General features: G+C 33.9%; 23 protein-coding genes. 20 read left to right on the top strand and 3 right to left on the bottom strand.

The features are described 5' to 3' along the window. The first annotated feature begins 21 nt into the window (after nt 1-21). The 5 genes from AQ616_RS15380 to AQ616_RS15360 all read left to right on the top strand — a co-directional run bounded on the left by AQ616_RS15380 (nt 22) and on the right by AQ616_RS15360 (nt 3573). A complete protein-coding gene (locus AQ616_RS15380) occupies nt 22-927 on the top strand; it encodes an NAD(P)/FAD-dependent oxidoreductase (RefSeq protein ID WP_069686173.1) in 906 nt (301 codons plus the stop codon). A 93-nt stretch (nt 928-1020) separates the two neighbouring features. Further along, nucleotides 1021-2130, top strand: a complete 1110-nt coding sequence (locus AQ616_RS15375) for a glycerol dehydrogenase (protein WP_139136373.1) — start codon at nt 1021-1023, stop codon at nt 2128-2130. A 147-nt stretch (nt 2131-2277) separates the two neighbouring features. Further along, nucleotides 2278-2691, top strand: a complete 414-nt coding sequence (locus tag AQ616_RS15370) for a YhfM domain-containing protein (RefSeq protein WP_017795377.1) — start codon at nt 2278-2280, stop codon at nt 2689-2691. Nucleotides 2692-2816: 125 nt separating this feature from the next. Continuing rightward, a complete protein-coding gene (locus AQ616_RS15365) occupies nt 2817-3098 on the top strand; it encodes an ArsR/SmtB family transcription factor (protein ID WP_017795378.1) in 282 nt (93 codons plus the stop codon). Nucleotides 3099-3174: 76 nt separating this feature from the next. After that, a complete protein-coding gene (locus AQ616_RS15360; protein WP_017795379.1) occupies nt 3175-3573 on the top strand; it encodes an ArsI/CadI family heavy metal resistance metalloenzyme in 399 nt (132 codons plus the stop codon). Between the two features lie 482 nt (nt 3574-4055). On the opposite strand, the gene AQ616_RS15355 is transcribed toward AQ616_RS15360, so the two are convergent. After that, nucleotides 4056-4703, bottom strand: coding sequence for a TetR/AcrR family transcriptional regulator (locus AQ616_RS15355; protein WP_069686171.1), 648 nt, complete (start codon nt 4701-4703; stop codon nt 4056-4058). A 220-nt stretch (nt 4704-4923) separates the two neighbouring features. On the opposite strand from AQ616_RS15355, the gene AQ616_RS15350 reads away from it, so the two are divergent. Then, the gene (locus AQ616_RS15350; protein ID WP_017795381.1) at nt 4924-5658 is read left to right on the top strand and encodes a glucose 1-dehydrogenase; all 735 of its coding nucleotides are present in this window, start codon (nt 4924-4926) and stop codon (nt 5656-5658) included. A 168-nt stretch (nt 5659-5826) separates the two neighbouring features. After that, nucleotides 5827-6696 carry a YitT family protein gene (locus AQ616_RS15345; RefSeq protein ID WP_026133683.1) on the top strand — a complete coding sequence of 290 codons (870 nt, stop codon included), beginning with the start codon at nt 5827-5829 and terminating at the stop codon, nt 6694-6696. A 151-nt stretch (nt 6697-6847) separates the two neighbouring features. Here AQ616_RS15345 and AQ616_RS15340 read toward each other — a convergent pair whose 3' ends face one another. Continuing rightward, nucleotides 6848-7081: a DUF5316 family protein gene (locus AQ616_RS15340; RefSeq protein ID WP_017795383.1), complete on the bottom strand. Its 234-nt coding sequence runs from the start codon at nt 7079-7081 to the stop codon at nt 6848-6850. A gap of 186 nt (nt 7082-7267) precedes the next feature. Between AQ616_RS15340 and AQ616_RS15335 the strand changes: the two genes are divergently transcribed. The 7 genes from AQ616_RS15335 to AQ616_RS15305 all read left to right on the top strand — a co-directional run bounded on the left by AQ616_RS15335 (nt 7268) and on the right by AQ616_RS15305 (nt 12197). Further along, a complete protein-coding gene (locus AQ616_RS15335; RefSeq protein WP_017795384.1) occupies nt 7268-7717 on the top strand; it encodes a PH domain-containing protein in 450 nt (149 codons plus the stop codon). 112 nt (nt 7718-7829) lie between these two features. Beyond that, complete coding sequence (locus AQ616_RS15330; protein WP_017795385.1) at nt 7830-8447, top strand: class D sortase; 618 nt, start codon at nt 7830-7832, stop codon at nt 8445-8447. Nucleotides 8448-8610: 163 nt separating this feature from the next. Then, nucleotides 8611-9498 (top strand): ROK family protein, encoded by an 888-nt coding sequence (locus AQ616_RS15325; RefSeq protein WP_017795386.1) that lies wholly within the window; start codon nt 8611-8613, stop codon nt 9496-9498. A gap of 94 nt (nt 9499-9592) precedes the next feature. Continuing rightward, nucleotides 9593-10099, top strand: coding sequence for a GNAT family N-acetyltransferase (locus tag AQ616_RS15320; protein WP_069686170.1), 507 nt, complete (start codon nt 9593-9595; stop codon nt 10097-10099). A 167-nt stretch (nt 10100-10266) separates the two neighbouring features. Next, nucleotides 10267-10842 (top strand): hypothetical protein, encoded by a 576-nt coding sequence (locus AQ616_RS15315; protein WP_017795388.1) that lies wholly within the window; start codon nt 10267-10269, stop codon nt 10840-10842. 73 nt (nt 10843-10915) lie between these two features. Further along, nucleotides 10916-11497, top strand: coding sequence for a histidine phosphatase family protein (locus AQ616_RS15310; RefSeq protein ID WP_017795389.1), 582 nt, complete (start codon nt 10916-10918; stop codon nt 11495-11497). 280 nt (nt 11498-11777) lie between these two features. Continuing rightward, the gene (locus AQ616_RS15305) at nt 11778-12197 is read left to right on the top strand and encodes a YwqH-like family protein (RefSeq protein ID WP_017795390.1); all 420 of its coding nucleotides are present in this window, start codon (nt 11778-11780) and stop codon (nt 12195-12197) included. A gap of 312 nt (nt 12198-12509) precedes the next feature. Here the strand turns inward: AQ616_RS15305 and AQ616_RS15300 are convergent, their stop codons facing one another. Continuing rightward, nucleotides 12510-13079, bottom strand: a complete 570-nt coding sequence (locus AQ616_RS15300; protein WP_017795391.1) for an LOG family protein — start codon at nt 13077-13079, stop codon at nt 12510-12512. 201 nt (nt 13080-13280) lie between these two features. Here AQ616_RS15300 and AQ616_RS15295 point away from each other — a divergent pair, with 201 nt between their 5' ends. The 6 genes from AQ616_RS15295 (at nt 13281) to AQ616_RS15270 (ending at nt 18769) form a co-directional block, all read left to right on the top strand. After that, a complete protein-coding gene (locus AQ616_RS15295) occupies nt 13281-13715 on the top strand; it encodes a GNAT family N-acetyltransferase (protein ID WP_139136372.1) in 435 nt (144 codons plus the stop codon). Nucleotides 13716-13752: 37 nt separating this feature from the next. Further along, nucleotides 13753-14073, top strand: coding sequence for a divalent cation tolerance protein CutA (gene cutA, locus AQ616_RS15290; protein WP_017795393.1), 321 nt, complete (start codon nt 13753-13755; stop codon nt 14071-14073). Nucleotides 14074-14358: 285 nt separating this feature from the next. Further along, nucleotides 14359-14643 carry a hypothetical protein gene (locus AQ616_RS15285; protein ID WP_069686169.1) on the top strand — a complete coding sequence of 95 codons (285 nt, stop codon included), beginning with the start codon at nt 14359-14361 and terminating at the stop codon, nt 14641-14643. 166 nt (nt 14644-14809) lie between these two features. Then, nucleotides 14810-15991 carry a glycoside hydrolase family 43 protein gene (locus AQ616_RS15280; RefSeq protein WP_017795395.1) on the top strand — a complete coding sequence of 394 codons (1182 nt, stop codon included), beginning with the start codon at nt 14810-14812 and terminating at the stop codon, nt 15989-15991. Nucleotides 15992-16098: 107 nt separating this feature from the next. Beyond that, entirely contained in the window at nt 16099-17226 is a 1128-nt protein-coding gene (locus AQ616_RS15275) for a GntR family transcriptional regulator (RefSeq protein ID WP_017795396.1), read from the top strand. 208 nt (nt 17227-17434) lie between these two features. Continuing rightward, on the top strand, nt 17435-18769 hold the full coding sequence (locus AQ616_RS15270; RefSeq protein ID WP_069686168.1) for an ABC transporter substrate-binding protein: 1335 nt from the start codon (nt 17435-17437) through the stop codon (nt 18767-18769). Nucleotides 18770-18778 lie beyond the last annotated feature (9 nt).

The following is an 18778-nucleotide window of genomic DNA, read 5'->3' as shown; positions in this document are numbered from 1 at the left end:
GTTATAAGGAGTGTATGATGAATGTTAGACAGTATTGTTATTGGTGGAGGACCTGCAGGGTTAAGTGCGGCACTTGTATTAGGTAGAGCTGGAAAAAGAGCGGTTGTCTTCGATGATGATAATCCAAGAAATAAAGTCACCCATGAATCACATAGTTTTTTAACGAGAGATGGTATTCATCCTTCAGAACTAAAAGAATTAGGGAAACTGGATATATTAAAATATCCGACGGTTAGTATGGAAATGCAACGTGTGAATGAAATCCATAGGGAGAAGAATCATTTTCAATTAATTACCGAGAAGGGGGATTTATATCAAACAAAAAAAGTTCTCCTAGCAACGGGGCTTAAGGATGTTTTTCCAAAAGTGAAAGGACTCGATAAGTTCTACGGTTCCAGCTTATTTAGTTGTCCGTTCTGTGATGGCTGGGAAATGAGAAATCAAGCTTTAGTAGTCATTTCTGACAATAAAAATGCAGCATTTCAAATGGGTAAAAAGTTATCTAATTGGAGTAAAGATATTATCGTCTGTACGAACGGAAATCAAGTATTAACTGAAGAACAGAAACGTTCTTTTGCTAAAAATGGCATTCAAGTATTGGAAGAGGAGATAGATGAACTTATAGGAAACAATGGACAGCTTCAGAAGATAAGATTTATCAGTGGTGAAGAAATTCTTCGTGAAGGTGGCCTTGTTACAGTAGGTTTAGAGCAAGCTTCTCCATTTGCAGAAAGTTTAGGTTGTGTGATGTCAGATAATGGAGGAATTAAAACGGATGGTTTGGGTAGAACAAGTATTCCTGGTATTTATGCCAGTGGAGATGCTACAATCTCTACTCCTTCCCAATTAATTATGGCTGCTGGTGAAGGTAATAAAGTTGGAGCTATGATTGTTTCTGACTTGATTGATGAATCATTTAAATTATAAAAATAATAAATGTACGCTTATTTAGATTCAATGATTTAAATTTGTAAAACATGGGAATATATAAGTACACATAGGTATAAAGGAGTGTACAAATTGAGTGAACGAATTTTTATAAGTCCAGCAAAATATGTACAAGGAAAGAATGCCATCCAACGAATTGGTGAATATGTGAAAGATATTGGTAATCAAGCCATTGTTATTGCAGATGAAACTGTCTGGGAAATAGCAGCAAATGACGTTGTAAAGCATTTAAAAGAAGAAAGTATTGAAGTAGAGGAAGTAGTATTTAATGGAGAAGCTTCAAAAGCTGAAATGGAACGGATTTCTAAGATTGCAGGTGAATCTAATTCTACTGTAGTTGTTGGAGTTGGTGGCGGTAAAACGCTTGATACGGCAAAAGCTGTTTCTGATGAAGTAAAAGGTCAGACTGTTATTGTGCCAACAACTGCTTCAACTGATGCTCCAACTAGTGCGCTTTCTGTAGTTTATTCCAATGAAGGCGTATTTGAGGGATATCGTTTTTACGATAAGAACCCAGATTTAGTAATTGTAGATACGAAAATCGTAGCAGGAGCTCCTAAACGTTTCTTATCTTCAGGTATTGCGGATGCTCTAGCAACTTGGGTGGAAGCACGTAGTGTAATCGAAAATAAAGGTAAAACAATGGCGGGTGGATATACGACTATTGCAGCACAAGCTATTGCGGAAAAATGTGAAGAAACCTTATTTAAATATGCGGAATTGGCATATGAATCTGTGAAGGCGAAAGCTGTAACACCTGCTCTAGAGAATGTTGTTGAAGCAAATACATTATTAAGTGGGCTTGGATTTGAAAGTGGCGGCTTAGGTGCAGCACATGCAATTCATAATGGTTTCACTGCGTTAGATGGTGACATCCATCACTTAACTCACGGTGAGAAAGTTGCATTTGGTACCTTAGTTCAATTGGCTTTAGAGGAGCGCTCTAAAGAAGAGATTGAACGTTATATAAAATTATATATAAGTCTTGAACTTCCAGTAACACTAGAAGACATCAAGTTAAAAGATGCGTCTCGTGAAGATATTATGAAAGTTGCCGAAGCAGCTACAGTTGATGAAGAAACAATTCACGAAGCTTTTAAATTAACAGCAGATGATGTGGCAGATGCTATCTATGCCGCAGATCAATATGCGAAGTCATATAAAGAAAAATATCAGAAGTAATTATAATATAGAGAAAGCATATCAACACTCATAGTTGGTATGCTTTTTTAATGCCATTAATTTATCTTAACAAAGAAAGTAGTGAAACTTTTCTTATATATTAATCGTCTAATTAAATACAATCAGATTGGAAGGGAGAATGTATAGGTGAATATTAAAAAGATATATTTGTATATGGGCTTGTTATTTATTATTATTTTAATAAGTTGCTCTTTTTTAGAGAATGGATTGATCAAGGGAGATGTGCAAAGCATTCAAATAGCTAAATCCAAAGGTTTTGGATCTTATGCTAGTAATGACTTTCTTAATGAAATAAGGGACAAAGAAAAAGTTAAACTTTTTAAGGATGCTATTAATAGTGCTGTAAAACAATCTGGAGTAGTAGATATGATAGATCCAATTTACGATGTGAAGTTGATAAGCGATGATGATCAAACACAAGAATTGTATTTGTGGTTGTATGAAACTTCTGGATCAGTAATGACAGTCGAAGATACGCATACAGTTTATTCAATTTCTGAAAAAAACGCAGAAAAATTATATGATATTGTGAGGGATTAAAAGAAATATTAATAAATTTATTCGGATAAGATTCATCAAAAAAATTTGATATATTTCTTGTGTGATTTATTTAAATATTTTATAATTAATACATCAAGAAAAATTGATGTGAGGGGTTGATCTAAATGAACCAATTTTTAGAGTATGAAAAAAAATTCAAGGCACTAGCTGACCAAAAACGCTTAGAAATAATGTATGAACTTTGTCAAAGAGGAAGAACCTGTGTATGTGATTTAACTGATGTATTTGATGTTTCTCAATCAAAACTTTCTTATCATCTCAAGATATTATTAGAGGCAGGGTTAATTACTAAAGATACAAAAGGTAAATGGAATTATTACGTTTTAAATGATAAGGAAGTAAATAACCTGCTATCAGAAGAACTATGCTGTATTTTTAGGAAATAAGGAGAAAAAGATTTTTTTATTTTTTATCTAATACATCAATTTTTTTTGATATAACTATTTAGAGGGGGAATTTTTAATGAAGTATGTTCATGTTGGTGTAAACGTAACAAACCTTAATGAATCTGTAGAATTTTATTCAAAAGTTTTTGGAGTGTCACCAGTAAAATCGAAGTTTAACTATGCTAAGTTCTTACTCGATCAACCTGGCCTTAATTTCACACTTAATGTGAAGGATGACGTAGGAGGAAACCAGATCAACCATTTTGGGTTTCAAGTAGAGACAGCTGAAGAAATTTTATTGCACAAAAAAAGATTAGAAAAAGAGGGTTTTTTTGCTCGTAAGGAAATGAATACAACTTGTTGTTATGCAGTGCAAGATAAGTTTTGGGTGACCGATCCTGACGGTAACGAATGGGAATTCTTCTACACAAAAGCAGATAGTGAAATAGAGCGTAATACATGTTGTGCCAGCTAAATATATACTAGTCTCAATGCAAAGTAACTTGTGTATATACTTAATTAATTGTGATAAAAGAATATAAATAGAAGCGAACTTTTATTCAATCCAATATAATGTTCGCTTTTATTTGGATTCTAGGGAATTTCTAGTTCCCCATTTAGTTTGCACATAACACAAAGCAATTTAAAAATTGAACCTCTGATGGTTTGTTCATAATCGTATTAATTTTAACATGTGTTTGTATCGTTGGAGCCTCCTGGGAAAATGATTCTATAATGGGTTTACATAGGATATCTCCCATTGACCATCTTGTAAATATGTCGCATCTTACCCAGGGCGAGAGAAGCTATTATATCTCTTTAACCATATCCAATTTCAATAATAAGCATTGCCTTTTCTATTTGAAAAGATTCTACTAGCTCCATTCTGTGAATTTATTTGGACTGTCTGTAAATTAACAAGCAGTAGGAGAAAATTCCCCACTGCATAGTTTCACATTAAGCTTTTATATGAGATAAATAAAGATCTTTCATAATTTCTAACTGACGCCTTGGCTCAACTTCTACATCATAGTAGTTAACAGCTTTCATTAATGCCAATTTGCGAGCGAATAAACCAAAGTTATTTATGAACGATATCATTGTTTCTTTTATATTTAAATTATTACGAATCGATCCATCTCTTGAACCTTCTTGGATAAGTGTAGACATTAAGATATAAATTTCTTCTCTAACTGCATCGTACAAATCTATATCCTCTAAGGGTTCTTTGGAAATAGCTACGTAGTTTTCAAATGAATCAATAAACTTTGTAGAGTTTTTAGAAGCATGTGTAACAATTTGACTTAGGAAATCAAATACCTTTTCAAATTTTTTATATGCATTTTCGGTGTTATTGATAATTAATTGAAACTGATAAAGTTCTTCTTCCATGATGGATGTTGCAACGGCGACGATAAGTTTATCTTTCCTTGGAAAGTATCGAAATAATGTTGCTACTCCAATTCCTTCTTCATCTGCAATATTTTGCATTTTTACATTTTCTAATCCTGATTCCGCAAATAATCGTTCCGCAGTTTGAATGATACTTTGATAGCGCTTGTTTCTATTTTTTTCTCGCAATCCTGTTTTATTGGAAGCGTCCATAACAATCTCCTTCATGATAAATCTATATTTAATTTATACATGGAATAAATTTATTTTGCAATTATATCAGAATTCGTATACAATTTAATTAATGATAGTTTAACTATCATTAATTTATCTAATTAAAGTATTTATGATAGAATTCGCTATTATAGTGTATTTATATATTTTATGGAAATGTTCATAGGTAGAGCATTCCATAATGAATGGAGGAATTACAATGGGGCGATTAGTGAATAAGGTGGCTATTATTACAGGAGGAGCAAGAGGCATGGGTGCTTCTCATGTGAGGCTTTTTGCAAAAGAAGGAGCAAAAGTAGTGTTCACTGATTTAAATGAAGAGGGTGGAATTGCTTTAGCAAATGAATTAGGAGACAATGTTAAATTTGTAAAGCAAGACGTAACAAATGCAGAAGACTGGGCTACGGTTATTTCTGAGACAGAAGAAGCTTTTGGTCCTGTAAATGTATTAGTAAATAATGCGGGAATTAGTTTAAGTGTTCCTTTGATGGAGATGACAGAGGAACAATATCGTAAAATTATTGATATTAACCAAGTATCCGTATTTTTAGGAATGAAAGCAGTAGTTCCTTCTATGCAAAAATCAGGAAGCGGATCGATCGTTAATATTTCCTCTATGAATGGAATTGTAGCAGGTGCAGTAGGATATACAGATTCTAAATTCGCTGTACGTGGAGCTACAAAAGCAGCTGCAGTTCAACTAGGCGGGTTAGGAATTCGCGTGAACTCTGTTCATCCTGGTGTAATCGAGACTCCAATGGTTACGCAAGGCGATGCAATAGAACAAATTAAAGAATTTGCGAAACAAATACCATCTCAACGCATGGCACAGCCAGAAGAAGTTTCCAACATGGTACTTTTCCTTGCATCTGATGAATCTAGCTACTCTACAGGTTCTGAATTTGTCATCGATGGTGGTTTAACAGCAATGTAATAAATAGATTTTTTAAAGTATTACCTCTATGAGAAGAGCGATTCTTTCTTATAGAGGTTTTTGATTTTGTAGTAGTTTTAGCTACCTTAAAACTTTAAGAATAAAAACAGAAGCGTATAATAAGGTCTATACATTATCTATAGAAATTAAAAGAATCGAGGAAGAGTAATGAATGTAAGAAAGAAGCAACAAAGGAAGACTATGATGATTGTGCGTGGAATGATGATTATTATTGGAGGGTTTATCACTGCTTATGGATTAGAAGCTGTGTTAATTCCAAACAGTGTATCCGATGGGGGCGTGACCGGATTAAGTATTGTTGGTTCACAATTAACAGGGTTACCATTAGGTGTACTAATAGCATTACTTAATATTCCTTTTGTTTATTTAGGGTATAAACAAATCGGAAAGAGCTTTGCTGTATATTCTATAATCGGTATTGTTTCATTAGCTGTGAGCACTAGTTTAATGCATCATATCCCAACCATTATTGAAGGAGATACATTGTTGATTACGGTGGTCGGTGGTATTATCATTGGTTTTGGAATGGGGTTAGCACTTCGCAACGGCGGAGCATTAGATGGTATTGATATGCTTGCGGTATTGTTATCTCGAAAACTACCATTCGGTACAAGTGATCTTATTCTATTCTTAAATATGTTTGTTTTTATAATTGTCTCTACAGTATTTGGATTACAAGGAGCGATATTATCAGCCATAGCATATTTTATTGCTTCCAAGGTGATTCATATTGTAGAAGAAGGACTAAGTGGTTCAAAAACTTTCAATATTATCACAGATGAGCCTGAACAAATGGTTAAAACGATTTATGAAAGATTAGGAAGAGGAGCTACGTATAAAACTGTACAGGGAAGTTATTCAAAAGAATCTTATAGAGAAATCTCGTGTGTAATCAATCGATTAGAAGAAAGTAAAATGAAGGAAATTATCCAAGAAATTGATCCAAAGGCTTTTGTGACAGTATACGATGTTGCTGAAGTACGAGGTGGAAACTTTACAAAACATGATGTGTATTAGTGAACAGCCATCAAGGAGTTGTCTTACTCTTTTGATGGCTTAACTGTTTCTAAAAAAAATTTATTTGAACCTGAGGTGTGTGTTTTAGTGCAAGTAAGTTTAGGATTGAGGTTACTTTTATCATGTGAATGTGGATATCCTGTAGGCATTTTCATTGAACGAAATAAATACATACAGCTATTAACGCAGAGAGGATACCAATGCCTCCTGCCTTTAATCCAAAATTAGTGCGATAATGACGTTGTTCTTTTGATTGGGAATAATAATCGGCACGGTTATCGGGTCCTGTCTTCCATGTTCCAAGTACCAGCCCAGATATAATTAAACTAATCAAGCCTATTAAAAAGAATATATAAAACAATGCTTCTAATAATGTGGATAGCAATTTACTTCCTCCTCCTTTTTATTGTTTTGTAATAAATCAAAAAAAGGATATCTGATATAGTATCAAATATCCGCTGTTCCTACCTATCTTATTCAGGATAGTTAAGGGATATGCTTTTTATTGTGGATAATATATAATTACCCGTAATTGAACTATGTAAATCGTCGAAAAGGTGGGGACAATTTAATGAAGGATTTAGAGTTTAAATCAGAAGTAGATGGAGGCTACAAATTAGTTTTATGTATTGCGACGCTCATTTTATTTGTAGCTTGCATATTCCCGCTTATCCTTCTTCCTTTTAATTGGGTAATTTTGATTATACTTGTTAGTGTATTTGTTTTATCTACATTACTTATTTTGTTGCCATACTTTAATCTTCGTTATATTTTTTGTTCTGATCACCTTTTTGTTAAAAGTGGTTTATTCCGTTTTCATATTCAGTATAATCAAATAACCAAAGTAGAAGCGACATCCAACTTTTTAATTGGAACAAGAGCAATGATGGCGACAAAAGGAATTGTTATCTATTATTCGAGTGGGATTATGGGAGAATTAAAATTATCTCCTGTCAATCAAGATACCTTTTTAAAAATTCTGCAGGAGCGGGCTGTACAAGCAGATATTTATGTAAGGTGAAGGTAAATATTTTATTTAATCAAGAGATAAACACATATTGTGATCAAAGGTCATTTCCTATAATATATAGAATATACAGTCTTTAACGAATTCTTTTGTAGAGGGTGATCGGATGAAGCTCATTGGTAGACTGCTGTTAATAGTTGGAATAGTCATGGTTGCGGTAGCTGGATTTCATTTATATCAGACTGAAAAATCCCAAGATGAAGCTTTACTTGAAGCAGAAGAACGTATAAAGCAAGGCCTAACGGAAACTGAAGGGGAAACAGAAGGTTCTGCATCAGTTGATAAAAAGGAACCAATAGATTTTCAAACAGAAACTGGAGAAGCATTTGGGACTTTAGAAATTCCAAAACTAGAAAAAACACTACCGATTGTAGCTGGGACAGATCCAGATTCTTTAGATCGAGGAGTGGGACATTTAGATAATTCTATGTTGCCTAGTCAAGGAGAACAAATCGTCTTATCTGGTCATCGTGATACTGTATTTCGTAATTTTGATCAAATAGAAATAGGGGATCAATATATTGTCCACTTACCTTATGGATCGTACACATATGAAATTAAAGAGACAGAAATAGTTCCAGAGGATGACACATCCGTAATCAGACAAATGGGTGAAGAAGTTCTAGTCGTAACAACGTGTTATCCATTCCACTACGTAGGAAATGCACCGGAACGTTTTGTTACGTACGCTTATCCCGTAGAGATGCATGCAAATAGCGACTAATGAGCATTTTAGGTAGGCACTTGAATTGCTTGCTACGGACATAGATCACTAATCCGGTAAAGAAAGAACGATTTTTGATTCGTTTCACTCGTTCTGTGCTCTTTGATAGGAGAAGTCCTGCTGATGGAATTCTCACTTATTATATTGGGAAGGTGAGAAATATATGGAAAAATCTTTTCTATCTATTGATTTAGGGGGAACATATACAAAATATGGATTGGTTGATCAAAAGGGTAATGTAAGTAAAACATATAAGATAATAACACCAAAGGACTTGTCAGCATTATTAGAAGCAGCAAGAGTAATGGTAAATCAAAATCCAACCATCGATGGTATCGCTATTAGTGCTCCTGGAGCAGTTTCACATTCAGGGGTCATTCACGGAACGAGTGCAATACCATATATACATGGTCCAAACATTAAAAAATTAATGCAGCAATCTACTGATAAAAAAGTTTCAATTGAAAATGATGCAAATTGTGCTGCTCTAGCAGAAAGCTGGAAAGGTAATGCGCAAGAAGTACAAAATGCTATTGTTATTGTTGTAGGAACTGGAATAGGTGGGGCTTTTATTCATCAAGGAGTTGTTCAGCAAGGAAAGCATTTACATGCTGGTGAATTTGGTTATATGCTGCTAAAGCATGAAGGTCAATGGCATTCTTGGAGTGAGGTTGCCGCGATGTCTTCATTAAGAAAAGAAGTTGCTAGGCAAAAAAGTGTTCCGTACGAAAGTATATTCACTGGAGAGCAAATTTTTGAAATGGCTGCAAACGGGGATCCTGAATGTATACGTGCGATTAAACAGTTCTTTTATTACCTTGCAGTGGGAATTTATAATATCCAGCATATGTATGATCCTGATATAATTCTTTTTGGTGGGGGAATCAGCGCGAGAGAGAATTTCATAACTGAGTTATATCGTGAGTATGACGCCTTAACGGAAAATATGCATTTTGAAACGGTTCGACCAATACTAGATACGTGTTCTTTTAAACAACATGCGAATTTAGTTGGAGCAGTAAAGCATTTTCTACAATCAGAAAGAAATTAATCAAACGTTTAATTAAGTTGTATTATTCGTTTGAAAATAGAACTTTGCAATACATTATTTCAAGAGAAAAACTAAACAAAGGTAGGTCCACAGCATGAGTGAAAAATTAACATTTAGAAACGCCACTATAGAAGATTTACCAGAAATAGTTGCTATATATAATTCGACGATCGCAAGTAGAATGGTAACAGCGGATACAGAACCTGTCACCGTAGAAGATAGATATCATTGGTTTAGTGAACATGAATCTGAAAGACGACCTTTATTAGTAGCAGAATTGAATGGAGAAATCTGTGGGTGGATTAGTTTGGAGTCCTTCTACGGACGACCTGCTTATAATCATACTGCAGAGGTTAGTATATATATGGACAGTCGCTTTAGAGGAAAAGGATTGGGAAAGAAATTATTAAGCTATATTATAGAAAAAAGTCCTGTTTATGGAATCGAAATATTATTGGGATTCATATTTGCGCATAATGAGCCAAGCATTAAATTATTTGAGCACTTCGGGTTTGAACAATGGGCTCATCTACCGAGCGTTGCGAAACTGGATCGTGTGGATAGGGACGTTATTATATTTGGGAAAAGCTTAATAAAATAAGTAAGTAAAAGGATTAACTTGTGTAATCCTTTTTTCATGGAAAAAAATGCCTAAAATTCACTTTACAATAGGGGTTATTTGTTTTAATATTAATATTCTGATTTTATACCACATTATGGACGGGTGATTGAAAAGGAAATTGAGATACATAGATGAGGAGTTTTATAATGAGATTATTTCATGGAAAGCAAAAAGGGGTATTGTATTTGCTTGAGTGGGGAGTTGTGATTTTATTGTTGAGCTTCTTTATTATGAAGTGGTTTGATTACACACAATATCATTTTTCTGCAGATGCTGCTTTTGAAGAAGAACAAGATTTAAACTTTTACGGACCATCGAAGAAAGTTGAAAAAGTGGTTATTGATGATCGGGTATTTTACTTGAATACATATGATGATCAATTCTCTGTTGGAATATTAAAGAAAGATTTTGGACTTCTTTGGAAATATGAAAATTCCTTTTTTAGTATTAAAAGGGAAGATGAAGACCCTATAACCTACTTAAACGATGGATATATGGAAAATAATGATGTGTACTCTATTTACCTAGTAGGCGTTGTCAATGATCCGGATATTAAAAAGATACGAATACAGTTTAATGATGAAAAAACATTAGCTTATCCGATAAAAGATAGTGGTATGTTTGCGTTTTTCATTGAAGATAATCATGTTGGTTATGGTAATTGGGAGAAATTACTTGGAATAAATAAAAATGGTAAAGTGATTTATGAGAAAGCATTATAAGTTCATAGCCGTTCACGTATAACAAATGATAAAATAATTAGATAGATGGAAGATGAAGAAAAGAGGGTTTTCTATGACAGAAATATATTTAGTTAGGCATGGGGAAACGAATTGGAATAAGGAAGGAAGAGTACAAGGAAGAACGGACATTCCTCTAAATGAAACGGGAAGAATGCAAGCAAAACTTTGCTTTAACGGAGTGAAAGAATTTGAACCATCGATTCTAATTGCCAGCCCTTTACAACGAGCCAAAGTAACAGCTGAAATTCTAAATGAACAATGGGGTTTACCCATTATTGAAATGGAAGAATTTAAGGAACGGTCCTATGGTGATGCGGAAGGAATGACATTGGCGGATAGGGAACGATTCTTTCCTGATAAAGACATTCCGAATATGGAAAAATTGGAAGATGTAAAACAACGGGGGATTAAGGGAATACAAGAAGTATGTCAACGATTTCCAAATAAAAAAATCGTAATCGTAGCTCACGGAGCGTTAATCAATGCGATTCTATCGGTAATTTCTAAAGGAGAAATTGGAACTGGGAAAACACATTTAAACAATACGTGTATTAATAAGCTCACTTTCGTTGATAAAGTGTTTGTAATTAAAGATTATAATAACACGGATCATCTAATAACTGTGAATGATTAATTTAATAGTGAATTCATTTTAAAAATCCTGAGTAAGTATGTATGAGCTTATTCAGGATTTTTAATCTGTATGGAGTCGGCAGTAATACCATCGAAATGAAGTCTTAAAGTCTTAACTGGTACAAAAGTATGTTCTGCCTTGTTTTAGACAATATTTTCATAACAAAAACAGTACTATTTACCCTGCAAATGGAGAAGGTGTTTTATTATAATGATGCATATAAGTAGGAAAATAAAACCAATATAGAATAATAAATCGGGTATAAAGAGGTGGTAACACAATGGATGTATTTTCTATTAATGCAGAATTAAGCCGACTACAACATCGTATTTATTTAAATAATAACGACTTACAAGCAAAGCAAGAATATTTAGAGCGATTAAAGCGTACATTGCATAGCCTTGATTCCAAACGAGGGGACTTTCGTGGAAATAATCAATTATGTACGAAACCAGAATGTTCAAAGTCTACTTTTTTTGGGAATAATGCAGATACTGTTGAAGGGCTACGTGATAGTGACATCATTCCTAGTTATAAGGACATTACAGATAATCAGTTACATAGGAAGATTGATCAGATTGAAACTAAGATTAAGGAACTTGAAGGAGACATAAGTGCGCTAAATAGTTCTATTAATACCCTGGAATCAAGTAAGAGAAGTTTAATAGATAGGAGAAATGAAATGAGGAGATTATCATGAGTTAGGAAATCCAACTGAATTATAATTTAGTAGGTTTTTAGCGGTTCAGCGTACTAATGATTCTGTAGAAACGAACATAAACAGGAGAATTAATTGATGATACTATACTAAAAACCACGACATTATAAAATAATAATTTTTTTAATTGAGGATATAAAGGGTTATTACATGATAATTTAACAGTTACGCAGACGAATATCCAGTCTTTTGGACAAGCAGAAGAGCAGATGATTATTTCTATAAAAGGGCCGTTCCGGATATGGTAATAGAGACCCCTTCAAGACTTTGGTATCGTTAGAAGGGGATTTATAGTCACCATTTTGAAATAGAGTTCATTTCAAAAGCTTCCATTTTTTCTATTAAAGATTTAGGATTTGGGTCGATAATAATTAAATCTAAGTATGATTTTTTCATAAATCCCTCTTTGACCGTGTTTTCCAACATGCTTATTAAAGGATCATAAAACCCATTTATATTTAGAAATCCACAAGGCTTTTTGTGGTAACCTAATTGTAGCCATGTAAAGACTTCAAACCATTCCTCGAGGGTTCCAGCACCTCCGGGTAATGCAATAAAACCATCTGCGAGTTCTGCCATCTTCGCTTTTCGTTCGTGCATATCAGCAACAGTATGTAATTCATTTATATCTTCATGAGCGATTTCAACATCTACCAGTTTTTGAGGAATAACCCCAATGACGTGACCGTGATAAGTAAGAGACGCATTTGCTAATTCTCCCATGCATCCTACTTTTGCACCGCCATAAATTAATTTTCGATTGGTTAATGCCAAGAACTTTCCCATGTCATTAGCTGCTTTTACATAGCTTTCGTTGGCTCCATTACTTGAACCACAGAAGATAGCAATATTATTTAAATTCATTGTTTTTCCCTCCTCCTTCACTAGCATTATAGTATATTTTAGAATTATTTCCACATTGTTCGAGGTGTTTTACTTTTTTAGAATTGAATCAGATGACAATTATGAAATTGACTCAACTAGTAAGCTTAGATATTTTTGTGTCATAATATAAGTATTATAAATTGCTAAAGTGAGGGATTTATTGTGAGAATTAGAAGTTATATGAAGAAAGATAAGGGGAGTTTTTTACGTTTATCTAATCGATTAACAAATGTGGATTTCCCCCAGTATAGAGATATGGAAGTTATGGAGATAAAACAAAAGCAACTTGCTTTGAAAAGTCTTGAGAATAATAAAGATAATATATTTATTGCTGAAGTTGAAGGAGAATGTATTGGTTTTATCGAAATGAAAGAAAAACAAGACTTCTTCTCCGATAAGATATATGCATATGTTGCCACGTTAGTCGTAGATGAACGGGCAGAAGGTAAAGGTGTTGCAAAACGATTGATGAAGCATGCAGAAGATTGGGCCGTGCAACGGGATATATCTGTGTTAACATTAGATGTATTTGCTTCAAATAATCGTGCGAGACAGTTTTATCAACATATGGATTTTGAAGAAGATGTTATTAAGATGACGAAAGAATTACCATGAAAATGAATTGCCTTTAGGATGAGAAGGAGAAAAACAGATGAATGTCGACTATGTAAAAGTAGAGGTATACTTACCAGAAGAATATGTAGAAACCATGAGGAATGAGTTAAATGACCATGGTTTTTTAACCGTCGGTAATTATGATCATATTATTTCCTATTCAAAGGTAAAAGGGTTTTGGAGACCGCTGGAATTTGCTACTCCTTTTGAGGGAGAGCACGGGAAAATAACTCATGGAACAGAGTGTAAAATGGAGTTTAGCTGTATGCGGGATCAAATTGAACAAGTCCGAAAGATAATCATTGATAATCATCCATATGAGGAGCCAATAATTTATTTTATACCTATTTTAGTATAATACGTAGTACAGAGAAAGGTGCTCAGGACGTAACTAGAATTTTTCAGCCAAAAGACGGATTATAATCACAATTAAGCGTAATCGATTTTCTGCGCGTGATGCAATGCTATCGAGGTCTTCCTTGTCCAGTAGGAGTGAAGCTCACCAGCCGCCTCTGATAAGCAGAGTATATTTATGAAGCGGGTTTTCAAAACCCATTCATTCGGATTTATTTTTTGTGTACATACTTTTGTCCTATCCACTCCTTTTTTTCTGAATATTCTTTTTTAAATAGGTGTTGAAAAGATGCAGAAAAAACAACTCCTTATTTTTATCTTCGTCTTTGGCTTAACGTTAACTACTGGTTGTATGCGAAATATGTGGTTGGATATAACGGTTTTTGTTGGTACTAAAAGGGAAAAAAGAAAGGTTTTCTCGTATAACTATTTAAATGAACAACATGAAAAAATAGATAAAATAATACAAATGGTAGTTATTGTACTAGCTCCGATAACATTACAACCAATTATAAATATACGTTGGCTGAGACTCCATTTTGGACAACAATTATTGTTGTTGGCATTTTATTGATTATCGCTTACATTATCTTTAATTCTTAAGCTCTCATTAACGCTGAGATAATACAATTTTTTCAGCTTTTTTACATGTATTCGTGTAAATTATAAAGAGAATAAATAAAAATCTAACTTGTACGAATAACTTTGGCTATGTATAATATCGATAAGGAGGTAATAATATGAAAATTAAAAATATTAACCCAGTCGAATTGGAGATAAATGATAGTAATGATGTGAAATCATCCATTCTTCCACGAAAAGTAGCCGTTGAATTAGAAGATAGTGTGGTTGGAGAAATCGGTGTTTCTTGGGGAGAGTTGAACAAAAAAGAGTTAAAAGAAACAGGAGAAACAGTTGTTTATGGTGAAGTACATGTAAATGATTACCCCAACCCTTTAATTGAACAACGAGCAGATCCCTATATATACAAACATGTAGATGGGTATTACTACTTTACAGCTTCATACCCATTATACGATCGTATCATATTGCGAAGATCGAAATCCATTCAAGGACTTACAGATGCGGAGGAAGTAGAAATTTGGCACAAACATGAAAAAGGAATTATGTCAGAACATATTTGGGCACCAGAAATTCATTTTATAGATAATCATTGGTATATTCACTTCGCAGCCGGTGACCGAGATGATATATGGGCTATACGACCGTATGTGATTGAGTGTACTGACAAAAACCCACTAGATGGAAGATGGGGGGAGAAGGGTCAAGTAAATACGAGTTTTCAAAGTTTCTCATTAGATGCGACAACGTTTGAGCACCAAGGAGAAAGATACCTCGTTTGGGCGCAAAAAGTTAAAGAAGATACAATATCAAACTTATATATTTCTAAAATGGATAATCCTTGGACTCTAAAGGGAGAGCAAGTACTTATAGCGACACCGGAATATGAATGGGAACAACAAGGGTTCTATGTGAATGAAGGACCAGCTTTTATAAGTAAAAATGGAAGGGTTTACATATCGTATTCCGCTAGTGCAACAGATGACCGTTATTGCATGGGATTACTCTATGCCGATGAAAATAGTGATCTATTAGACCCTCATTCATGGATGAAATCGTCAAATCCTGTAATGGAATCGAATCACCATGAATTTGGGCCAGGTCATAATAGTTTTACTGTAGATGATTTTGGAGGGGATGTACTTGTTTATCATGCTAGACCATATAAAGAAATAAACGGTAATCCACTTTATGATCATAATCGTCATGCTCGTGTACAGCAATTATTATGGAGAAAGGATGGTTTCCCATATTTTGCTTCCCCGGGTATGCGATTGGAAAATACTACGTTACAGGCTAAAGCTATCGTAAAAATAAAAAAAGAAGACGTGGTTACATGATGAGTTATCCACTATAATTTGAACGTATAAGTTTTTTGTTGTATTCTGATAGTTAATAACAATCAGAGTACAACTTTTATTTTGGATGAGCGAAAGGGGGAGTTTGATTGAAAACAAAATATAGTATGGTAAAAGAATATATTCTTTCAAAAATCTTAGACGGTACATTTAAACCCAATCAAAAGATTAGTTCAGAAAGTGAATATATGAAGCAATTTAATGTGAGTCGTCATACGGTTAGACTTGCGATTGGAGATTTAGTTAGTCAAGGATATTTATACAGAGAACAAGGGGCAGGTACTTTTTGTGCGGATCGCAAGAATATAATGAATTCAGCATCAGTGGTAAATCAAAAAAACATTGCTATAATGACAACGTATATTTCTGATTATATTTTCCCGTCCATAATTAGAGGAGCTGAATCGGTCCTTAGTCAACAAGGTTATCAGGTAAGCTTGTTTAGTACGAATAACGATCATGAAAAAGAGAAGCAATTTTTACAACAAATCCTAACTCAACATTTCGACGGAGTAATAATTGAACCAACTAGAAGTTCGATATCCAATCCTAATATAAATTATTATTTAAGTTTGGAGAAATCGCAAATACCATATATTATGATTAATTCATATTATGATGAGCTGGAACCACTAAGTCTTACGATGGATGATGAAGCAGGTGGTTATAAACAAACCGAACACCTAATTAACTTAGGTCATAAGAATATCATTGGATTGTTTAAAACAGATGATATTCAAGGAAATAAACGGATGAAAGGTTATTTAAAAGCTCATAGAAAAAATAATTTAACTATTGACCCAACAAACATAATAACGTATTTTACAAATGAAAAAGGAACAAAACCATTAAAAGAACTAAGTAGGTTACTAGATAATTCAACGGAGGAAAGACCTACTGCAATTGTTTGTTATAATGATGAACTTGCAATCAAATTACTTGATGTTCTTAGAGAAAGAAATATATCAGTACCCCATGATATGTCGATCGTAGGATACGACGATTCATTCTTAGCTAAAGTTTCAGAAGTGAAATTGACTACAATTGCTCATCCGTTAAGTGAGATGGGATCAAAAGCAGCTGAAATGATATTGAGTTTGGTAAAAGGTAATAAACCATTAACAAGAAAAAATGAATCGATTGTATATGAGCCAGAATTAATTATAAGAAATTCAACGATTTCCATTAATAATCAAGAAGAAGAGATGCCTATATAAAGGCATCTTTTTTACTTATGCGTATAAGTTGTAAATATAATTCAAGTAAGTTATTGACTAATTTTTGTTAAAGTGCTAATATTTACACAATAAACAACTTATCAGTCTAACTAGAATTCATACGTACATTTAAGGTGTATATCTTTCTTAATAAGGGGGATAGAGTTAATTAGATAAATTGTAAGCGCTTAATAAAAGGAGGGTTAAAATGAAAAAGTTTTATTTACTTATTTTATTAATTATTTCCACCCTATTAGTTGCATGTGGTGGTGGCGGTGATGAAGAAGCACAGGCTGATGAAACTAGTGTTATTGGTGATGATATTGAAGGAGCTACAGAATTAACCTATTGGACATTTGCGACACAACATGTCGATTTATTTGAAGAATCTGCTAAAAGATGGAATGAAGAAAATCCGGATAATCCTATTAAATTAGTTGCAGAGGCTTATCCATTTGATCAAATGCATAATAATCTTTTACTGTCTTTACAATCAGGAAAAGGCGCACCAGATATTGTTGATATTGAGCTTGGTAGATTTGCAAATTACTTACAAGGTGAACCTCAATTAGAATCAATGAATGAGTATGTTGAACCTATAATCAATCAAGTGGTAGACTCACGTTTTGAAATTTATGCAAAAGATGGAGAATATTATGGTATCCCAACGCATGTGGGAGCAACAGTGATGTATTACAATACTGAAATTATGGATGAAGCTGGTGTAGATATTGATTCTATTAAAACTTGGGACGATTTTATAAATGCTGGTAAAGAAGTTGTTGCGAATACAGATTCAGTTATGTGGAATGTCAGCACAACGGATTGGTTAATGGACTACTGGCCAATGATTTCCCAACAGGATACGGATATGTTTGATGAAAACGGCAATCTAATCATGGATAGCCAGACACATATTGATACATTACAATTCTTACAAGATGTCATTTATGAACATGAAATAGCAGAGTTAACTCCTGGTGGTATGAACCAATCTGAAGAATTCTACGGATACATGTCGGAAGGAAAATCAGCAAGTATATTAGCTCCTATTTGGTATATGGGACGTTTTCTTGATAATATGCCGGAATTGGAAGGTAAGATTGCAATTAGACCAATGCCTGCATGGGAAGAAGGTGGAGATCGTTCTGCTGGAATGGGGGGAACTGGGACTGTAGTTACGAACCAAACCGAAGAGGTAGAACTTGCTAAAGAGTTTTTAGCATACACAAAATTATCTGAGGAAGGTAGTCAAGATCTTTGGACGGTACTTGGATTTGATCCTCCGAGATGGGATGTATGGGAAAGCGAAGCGGTGAGAGAAAATAATAAATATTATCAATATTTTGGGGATAACATATTCGATGTATTGTTAGATGTACGAGAGGAGATCAATGTATTAAATATTACAGAATATACTCCAGATGTAGTAACGGAGTATAATACAAACGTGGCGGAGAATGTTTTAAGGCAACAAGCACAAACGCCGGAAGAAGCGCTTAAACAAGCTTCCGAGACGATTAAGTCTAGTATGAATGAATAAACTTAAGAA

Source organism: Oceanobacillus sp. E9 (assembly GCF_001741975.1).
GTDB classification, from domain to species: Bacteria; Bacillota; Bacilli; order Bacillales; family Amphibacillaceae; genus Oceanobacillus; species Oceanobacillus kimchii.
This window is presented reverse-complemented; position numbering and strand designations above follow the sequence as displayed.

Excerpts from the sequence above, each read along its gene's own strand:
- AQ616_RS15350 (WP_017795381.1), top strand. The coding sequence starts at position 4,924 with ATGGGGCGATTAGTGAATAAGGTGGCTATTATTACAGGAGGAGCAAGA.
- AQ616_RS15310 (WP_017795389.1), top strand. The coding sequence starts at position 10,916 with ATGACAGAAATATATTTAGTTAGGCATGGGGAAACGAATTGGAATAAG.
- AQ616_RS15300 (WP_017795391.1), bottom strand. The coding sequence starts at position 13,079 with ATGAATTTAAATAATATTGCTATCTTCTGTGGTTCAAGTAATGGAGCC.
- AQ616_RS15380 (WP_069686173.1), top strand. The coding sequence starts at position 22 with ATGTTAGACAGTATTGTTATTGGTGGAGGACCTGCAGGGTTAAGTGCG.
- AQ616_RS15320 (WP_069686170.1), top strand. The coding sequence starts at position 9,593 with ATGAGTGAAAAATTAACATTTAGAAACGCCACTATAGAAGATTTACCA.
- AQ616_RS15305 (WP_017795390.1), top strand. The coding sequence starts at position 11,778 with ATGGATGTATTTTCTATTAATGCAGAATTAAGCCGACTACAACATCGT.
- cutA (WP_017795393.1), top strand. The coding sequence starts at position 13,753 with ATGAATGTCGACTATGTAAAAGTAGAGGTATACTTACCAGAAGAATAT.
- AQ616_RS15335 (WP_017795384.1), top strand. The coding sequence starts at position 7,268 with ATGAAGGATTTAGAGTTTAAATCAGAAGTAGATGGAGGCTACAAATTA.
- AQ616_RS15325 (WP_017795386.1), top strand. The coding sequence starts at position 8,611 with ATGGAAAAATCTTTTCTATCTATTGATTTAGGGGGAACATATACAAAA.
- AQ616_RS15355 (WP_069686171.1), bottom strand. The coding sequence starts at position 4,703 with ATGGACGCTTCCAATAAAACAGGATTGCGAGAAAAAAATAGAAACAAG.
- AQ616_RS15360 (WP_017795379.1), top strand. The coding sequence starts at position 3,175 with ATGAAGTATGTTCATGTTGGTGTAAACGTAACAAACCTTAATGAATCT.
- AQ616_RS15365 (WP_017795378.1), top strand. The coding sequence starts at position 2,817 with ATGAACCAATTTTTAGAGTATGAAAAAAAATTCAAGGCACTAGCTGAC.
- AQ616_RS15345 (WP_026133683.1), top strand. The coding sequence starts at position 5,827 with ATGAATGTAAGAAAGAAGCAACAAAGGAAGACTATGATGATTGTGCGT.
- AQ616_RS15330 (WP_017795385.1), top strand. The coding sequence starts at position 7,830 with ATGAAGCTCATTGGTAGACTGCTGTTAATAGTTGGAATAGTCATGGTT.
- AQ616_RS15295 (WP_139136372.1), top strand. The coding sequence starts at position 13,281 with ATGAAGAAAGATAAGGGGAGTTTTTTACGTTTATCTAATCGATTAACA.
- AQ616_RS15280 (WP_017795395.1), top strand. The coding sequence starts at position 14,810 with ATGAAAATTAAAAATATTAACCCAGTCGAATTGGAGATAAATGATAGT.
- AQ616_RS15270 (WP_069686168.1), top strand. The coding sequence starts at position 17,435 with ATGAAAAAGTTTTATTTACTTATTTTATTAATTATTTCCACCCTATTA.
- AQ616_RS15285 (WP_069686169.1), top strand. The coding sequence starts at position 14,359 with ATGCAGAAAAAACAACTCCTTATTTTTATCTTCGTCTTTGGCTTAACG.
- AQ616_RS15315 (WP_017795388.1), top strand. The coding sequence starts at position 10,267 with ATGAGATTATTTCATGGAAAGCAAAAAGGGGTATTGTATTTGCTTGAG.